Annotated in this window: 7 protein-coding genes; 4 read left to right on the top strand and 3 right to left on the bottom strand. The window is 63.7% G+C overall.

Features of this window, described 5'->3' with window-relative positions; genetic code table 11:
* Positions 1-452, bottom strand: a 452-nt coding sequence (locus EN781_RS25195) for a glutathione S-transferase N-terminal domain-containing protein (RefSeq protein WP_189347831.1), incomplete at its 3' end; no start/stop codon positions are given.
* Between the two features lie 225 nt (positions 453-677).
* Here EN781_RS25195 and EN781_RS25190 point away from each other — a divergent pair.
* The 3 genes from EN781_RS25190 to modA all read left to right on the top strand — a co-directional run bounded on the left by EN781_RS25190 (position 678) and on the right by modA (position 3,063).
* Entirely contained in the window at positions 678-1,580 is a 903-nt protein-coding gene (locus EN781_RS25190; RefSeq protein WP_126055255.1) for a S1C family serine protease, read from the top strand.
* Positions 1,581-1,653: 73 nt separating this feature from the next.
* Positions 1,654-2,250, top strand: coding sequence for a YdeI/OmpD-associated family protein (locus EN781_RS25185; RefSeq protein ID WP_126055254.1), 597 nt, complete (start codon positions 1,654-1,656; stop codon positions 2,248-2,250).
* A gap of 120 nt (positions 2,251-2,370) precedes the next feature.
* On the top strand, positions 2,371-3,063 hold the full coding sequence (modA, locus tag EN781_RS25180; protein WP_126055253.1) for a molybdate ABC transporter substrate-binding protein: 693 nt from the start codon (positions 2,371-2,373) through the stop codon (positions 3,061-3,063).
* 210 nt (positions 3,064-3,273) lie between these two features.
* On the opposite strand, the gene EN781_RS25175 is transcribed toward modA, so the two are convergent.
* On the bottom strand, positions 3,274-3,567 hold the full coding sequence (locus EN781_RS25175; protein WP_126055252.1) for a hypothetical protein: 294 nt from the start codon (positions 3,565-3,567) through the stop codon (positions 3,274-3,276).
* 301 nt (positions 3,568-3,868) lie between these two features.
* Between EN781_RS25175 and EN781_RS25170 the strand changes: the two genes are divergently transcribed.
* The gene (locus tag EN781_RS25170) at positions 3,869-4,576 is read left to right on the top strand and encodes an SDR family NAD(P)-dependent oxidoreductase (protein ID WP_126055251.1); all 708 of its coding nucleotides are present in this window, start codon (positions 3,869-3,871) and stop codon (positions 4,574-4,576) included.
* Between the two features lie 10 nt (positions 4,577-4,586).
* On the opposite strand, the gene EN781_RS25165 is transcribed toward EN781_RS25170, so the two are convergent.
* A complete protein-coding gene (locus tag EN781_RS25165) occupies positions 4,587-5,060 on the bottom strand; it encodes an Lrp/AsnC family transcriptional regulator (RefSeq protein ID WP_126055250.1) in 474 nt (157 codons plus the stop codon).
* Positions 5,061-5,186 lie beyond the last annotated feature (126 nt).

Genomic DNA, 5,186 nt, shown 5'->3' with positions numbered 1-5,186 from the left:
GAGCCCATCTGCCAGAACAGCCAGGAGAAGGTTTCGGCCCGTGCCGCCGGATCCTTCGGTAAGAATGCGCCAAACTTTTCCGCCAGATAGGTCAGGATCGAGCCGGATTCGAAGACACGGATCGGCTTCTCGCCGCTGCGGTCCATCAGCGCCGGGATCTTGGAGTTGGGATTGACCTCGACGAAGCCGCTGGCGAACTGGTCGCCTTCGTTGATCCGGATCAGCCAGGCGTCGTACTCGGCACCCTTGTGGCCAAGCGCCAGAAGCTCCTCCAGCATGATCGTCACCTTCTGGCCGTTGGGCGTGGCCAGCGAATAGAGCTGCAGAGGGTGCTTGCCGACCGGCAGTTCCTTGTCATGCGTCGGGCCGGCGATTGGCCGGTTGATGCTGGCGAAAGTGCCGCCATTCGGCTTGTTCCAGGTCCAGACTTTCGGCGGGGTGTATTGGTTCATGGGGGAGCCTTGAGGGTTTGGCGGGGGCGCGGGTTGATCGGTCGGTTCGAGCTAAACTTAGGTGCGACCGGGCGCGCGTCAAATAGGGAAGTCCAAAATTTGTTGAACTATTATCTGGGCCAGCGCTGCTGAGCTCTTCCCTCGCAAGGGAAGAGGGAAAGGCAACCCTTGCGCCTCACCCCATCCGCCATACCTATAGAAGAAACCGCCCCCCAGGATGAACCGATGACCCTCGAACAAATCTCGCGCTCCGTCGTGGCCGTCCGCGCCACGGTTCCGGACGATGCCTTCACCGCCAACACGCTGGGCACGCGCCGCGAGGGCAGCGGCGTCGTCATCCGCGACGATGGGCTGGTGCTGACCATCGGCTATCTCATCACTGAGGCCGAGGAGGTCTGGCTGACCGACCAGGACGGCCGCGTCGTGCCCGCGCATGCGCTAGCCTACGACCAGGAATCGGGTTTCGGCCTGGTGCAGGCGCTGTCGCCGCTCGGCCTGCCTGCGGTGGCGTTGGGCGATGCCCACAAGGCCAGCGTTGGCGATGCCGTGTCGCTGGTCGACGGCATCGGCCAGAGCGTGCGCGCCCATATCGTCACCAAGCAGGAATTCGCCGGCTATTGGGAATACCTGCTCGACGAGGCGATCTTCATCGCGCCGGCTCATCCTTCCTGGGGCGGGGCGGCGCTGTTCGACAAGGTCGGCAACCTGCTCGGGGTCGGGTCGCTGCGCCTGCAGATGAGCCGTGCCGGCGAGGTTGCCGACATCAACATGATCGTGCCGATAAACCTTCTGCCGCCGATCCTCGACGATCTCCTGACCCGCGGCCAGGTGGCGAAACCGCCGCGCCCGTGGCTTGGCGCCTTCTCGGCTGAGTCGAATGGCGTGGTGGTGGTGATGAGCGTCACCGAAGGCGGCCCCGCCGCCGAGGCCGGCCTGCGCCAGGGCGACATCATCTCCGATGTCAGGGACGGCGAGGTCGACGGGCTGGCAGACTTCTACCGCAAGCTCTGGCAGAACCCGGCCGGCTCCGAAATCCCGCTCAGGGTGGTGCGCGACGGCCGCGAAACCTGGCTCCGCGTGAAATCCGCCGACCGCAACAGCTTTCTCAGGAAGCCGCATCTGCAGTGAGGTTGAAGCTGCCGATCTCCTCCAGAAGGGGGGAGATCGGCAGTTTCGGCGCTGCGCAACGAGGATCCGTCTGATGCCGCCCGTGAAAGTCGATCCCGGCAAGGTGCATGAATTCGCCGATCCCGAGCGCTTCCGTGCCTGGCTCGCCCGTCACCACGCCAGCGAGACCGAGGTCTGGATCAAGATACACAAGGTCGGTTCCGGCCTGCCCTCGATCACGCCGAAGCAGGCCATCGACGTCGTGCTGTGCTTCGGCTGGATCGACGCGGTGCGCAAGAGCCTGGACGACAAGAGCTACCTGCAGCGCTATACGCCGCGCGGCAAAAAGAGCACCTGGAGCAGGATCAACGTCGACAATGTCGCCCGCCTGGTCGAGGAGGGCCGCATGACCGAACATGGGCTAAGGCAAGTCGAGGCGGCCAAGGCCGACGGCCGCTGGGCGCGCGCCTATTCGGCCAAGGAAATGACCATCCCGCCGGATCTGCAGGCCGCCATCGACGCCGAGCCGAAGGCGAAGGCGATGCTGGCTGGGCTCAGCGCCCAGAACCGCTTCGCGCTCACCTTCCGGACCCACAACATGAAGACCGAGGCCGGCCGCCGGAAGAAAATCGCCGACCTCGTCGAGATGCTGAAGCGCGGCGAGACGATCCATCCGCAAAAGCGGGCTTAGAGCGCGTCACGCCAAAGTGGAGGTCGGCACGAAGGCAGAGCATGGAATTGCCGGATCCTGGAGCGCAGGCTTGGATGCGTACTATAAGGAAGGTCGTCTCGAGCGATTTCAGGTTAGGCCATGAACCAGGACATCCGGCTTTTTGGCGCAATTGCGGTTCGCCCCGCCGTCCTTTCTCTCATATCCCGGTTCGAAACGGCCACAGGATTCAACGTTGCAGTCAAGTGGGAACTCAATCCGACGGTAAAGAAGCAGATTGAGGCGGGGGAGCCTTTTGACCTCGTCATCACCAATCCGCACCTGGTTGAGGATCTGATCGCCCTGGGAAAGGTCAGGGCGGGAAGCCAGGTCGCGTTTGGCCGGATAGCAATGGGGGTGGCGGCCAAGGCAGGCAGTCGAGCGCTCGATATTGGGTCCGTGCAAGCATTCGGACATGCGTTGAAGAGCGCCAGATCAATCGCTTACGCCAGTGACGGGACCAGCGGTGGCTACTTCTCCGGTCTGCTGGAACGCTTGGGAATATCCGATGAGGTGAAGCCCAAGTTGGTGGCCATACCAGGAGGGCAGACAGCGCCGGCCGTAGGCCGAGGGGAAGCCGAGCTGGGGGTGGTGCCTGTGACTTCGATTCTCGCCGCCGCTCCCGAGGTCATGCTTGTCGGGCGGTTTCCGGCAGAACTCCAAAGTTACATTGATTTCGCCATCGGCATCAGCGCCCATTCAACGGACGCAGAAGCTGCCAGGCAACTGTCGGAATTTCTGATGTCGCCAGCCGTCGATGGCATCCTGGCGGCAAAGGGCGTCGAGCGACACTAAAGCGTGCCTGATAAGTATCAATCGGATCATCGCATCATCTGATGAGTGCCTTTCTTGGCCAGGCTGCTGCTGAGGCCGGCAGCAGCCCGTGTCGAGCGAACCAACGAAAACGCCGCCCGGTGAGGGGCGGCGTTTCCGGGGGAGGGATGATCCCGAGGGGAGCGGGATCATCCGGCATGAAGAAACCATCCCGATGGGAGGGGTCGGGACTTAGGCCGCCTTCTTGGCGACGTGCTTCTTCACGTGATGCTTCTTGACGTGATGCTTGCGGTGCTTCTTCAGGTGATGCTTGCGGGCGTGATGCTTGTGGTGCTTCTTGTGCTTCTTGTGATGAGCGACCTTGGCTGCGGGCTTCGCCGTCGCGGTGGCCGCGGCCGGAGCAGCGGTCGTGGTGGTTGCGGCAGCCGTGGTCGCAGCGGCGCTGGCTTCGGTGGTGCCGAGTGCCGGCACCGCGAAAGCGAGCGCGACGGCCAGGCCGAGAACGGAGAGGAGGGTCTTTTTCAAAATCGGCATTTCCTTTTTCGAAGATCGATATCGGGTTGTCGCTGGCCGCACTCGGCTGCTTCGGGAACGGGTTATGCCACCCGGTCTTTTCGCGAGTTTTTCCCGACTGTTGAATCTTGTTTCTGGATTGTGTCTGGCGGGGAGGGCCGTTGCTGGCTGCGGTGTTCCGGGCCGCCCAAAGGGAACTGGCGGGTCCATTCCTGTGCCGCATCGTGCAACGAAAGGATTCTATTCCAGCAAATCGACTGGGCGCGGCAGAGGGAATGTCGCATTCTGATTGCGAAGAGCTTGAGAGAACAACATGACCGGCACGACAGATCACTCCGGCAAGGTCGCCCTCGTCACCGGCGGCAACGGCCGCATCGCGTTTGAGACAGCCCGCCGGCTCGCGGCGCTCGGCTTCACCGTACTCGTCGGTGTGCGCGACCTCGCCAAGGGCGAGGCGGCGGCGAGGAAGCTCGGCGGCAATGTCGAAGCCATCGCGCTGGATCTCGCCGCGCCTGATGGACCGGCCCTCGCCGCAGCCGAGGTGGAGCGCCGTTTCGGTCGGCTCGACGTACTCGTCAACAACGGCGCCGTCCATTACGCCCTATCCGCTCGGGCGCTGAGGCCTGACCGCACGTTGGGCGGCAAGACCTTCGAGACCTATGTCGTGGGCGCCTGGCGGATGGCCTTCGCCTTCGTGCCGCTGCTCAGCGCCTCCGGTCATGGCCGGCTGGTCATCGTTTCTCCCGAGGCTGGTTCGCTGGCCTCGATGAACGCCGGCGCGCCGGCCTACGCGACCGGAAGGGCGACGCTCAATGCGCTCACCCGCATCCTCGCGGCCGAACTGCGCGGCGCCGGTGTCCTGGTCAACGCCATCAGCCCTGACTGGGTGGAGGCCGACAAGGGCAAGCCTGACGGCCGCCCGGTCGCGCCAGGGGCGGCCGGCATCGTCTGGGCCGCGACCTTGCCGGACGATGGCCCGACCGGCGGCTTGTTCCGCAACGTCAAAAGGCTGCCGTGGTGAGCGGATCTGCTCACCCCACCGGCACCTCCAGCCCCACCTTCACCCGATCCATGGCGACGAACGTGCGGAAGCGCTTGACGTTGTTGTTCTCGAAGAACAGTTTTCTCGTCAGCGCCTCGTAGTCGGCCATCGTCGCCACGGTGACGACCAGGATGAAGTCGGCCTCGCCGGTCACGTAATAGCACTGCTGCACTTCAGGCACCTCGGCGAAGCCGCGCTTGGCGGCGTCGATCAGCTCGGCGCGCTCGCTCTCGACCTCCACCTCGACGAAGATCGTGATCGGGTGGCCGACCTTGGCCGGGTCGACCAGCGCGACATTGGCGCGGATGACGCCGGTCTCCTCCATGCGCTTGATGCGTCGCTGCACGGCCGGCGCCGACAGGTTGACCGTCGCGCCGATGACCCGCTGCGGCGTGGTGTTGTCCTTCTGCAGGATGGCCAGGATGGCGCGGTCGAAAGCGTCGAGGTCGGGCAAAACGGACATAGCGAGGTCCAAAACGAAACAAACTTGCATCTAAAGCGGCAAAATAGAGCGCCTTTCTCGCTCGGCTTTGCAATAAATTTCAGCCATCAAGACGGAGAAACGCCGATCCATGTTCCTGCTCAACCG

It is taken from the genome of Mesorhizobium sp. M4A.F.Ca.ET.090.04.2.1, from assembly GCF_003999085.1.
Lineage (GTDB): Bacteria > Pseudomonadota > Alphaproteobacteria > Rhizobiales > Rhizobiaceae > Mesorhizobium.
This window is presented reverse-complemented; position numbering and strand designations above follow the sequence as displayed.

Coding starts and splice junctions, on each gene's coding strand:
- EN781_RS25190 (WP_126055255.1), top strand. CDS start 678: ATGACCCTCGAACAAATCTCGCGCTCCGTCGTGGCCGTCCGCGCCACG.
- EN781_RS25185 (WP_126055254.1), top strand. CDS start 1,654: ATGCCGCCCGTGAAAGTCGATCCCGGCAAGGTGCATGAATTCGCCGAT.
- modA (WP_126055253.1), top strand. CDS start 2,371: ATGAACCAGGACATCCGGCTTTTTGGCGCAATTGCGGTTCGCCCCGCC.
- EN781_RS25170 (WP_126055251.1), top strand. CDS start 3,869: ATGACCGGCACGACAGATCACTCCGGCAAGGTCGCCCTCGTCACCGGC.
- EN781_RS25165 (WP_126055250.1), bottom strand. CDS start 5,060: ATGTCCGTTTTGCCCGACCTCGACGCTTTCGACCGCGCCATCCTGGCC.